This is a genomic window from Alcanivorax sp. HI0044 (genome assembly GCF_001634945.1).
Window position 1 is genome coordinate 1 of record NZ_LWEZ01001966.1, and the last position, 689, is coordinate 689.

The 689-nt window shown below is 55.6% G+C and carries 1 protein-coding gene and 1 pseudogene; one reads left to right on the plus strand and one right to left on the minus strand.

The features are described 5' to 3' along the window. Positions 1-192, plus strand: a pseudogene (locus A3730_RS32405) (integrase); the annotation flags it as partial. A 128-nt stretch (positions 193-320) separates the two neighbouring features. Here A3730_RS32405 and A3730_RS32410 read toward each other — a convergent pair. Then, positions 321-689, minus strand: a 369-nt coding sequence (locus tag A3730_RS32410; RefSeq protein ID WP_369819145.1) for a hypothetical protein, incomplete at its 5' end; no start/stop codon positions are given.

The window sequence follows — 689 nt, forward strand, 5'->3', positions numbered from 1 at the left end:
CGCGCCATTGCCCGTACCCTGCTTGATGAAGTCCTGGACGTCCGGGTGGACTGGATCGAGCACCAGCTTGCTCACTCCGTCAGGGACGCCAACGGTCGGGCCTATAACCGTACTTCGCACCTGGAGGGTCGTGTGGGGATGATGCAGCAGTGGGCGGATTACCTGGATGATTTGAAGGCCAAGAAGGCTTGATGTGGCGGGTGTGAGCTGGCCCTTATGGGTTGGGGTCTTGTTATGGTTGTCGAAAAGAAGGTTGGGCCGACCGTCCGTGGTCGGCCGTATGTCCGCCGAGGCGAGGTGTGTATGCCTGCTGTTTTGTCTTAGTTGGCATCGGCTGGTTTTTGCTCGTTTGCCTCCTGAATGAGCACCTCAACGACTTCGTGCGGCTTCATGCTCCATTCCTCAGAAAGAGCACTGAGCTTGTCTCGGGTGTCCTTGGTTAGCGGCATATAATGCTGCTTCTTGGCCTTGCCTGAATCGCGATACTTCTTCTGGCTCCAGGTCTTCTTCATCTTCTCTTGGAATAGTTGTTTCTCGGCAGGGTGGCCGTATGACATATCGTCTAGCGTGGCGAGTATGCAGGCCAGGAGGTCTTTGTTGTCTATGGGGCTGGGAAGCGGAGCGGCTACCTGCTGCTTGATTAAGTAGCTCCAGGCCCACTTCAGTTGTGCTGAGTCTTTTGGGTTGAT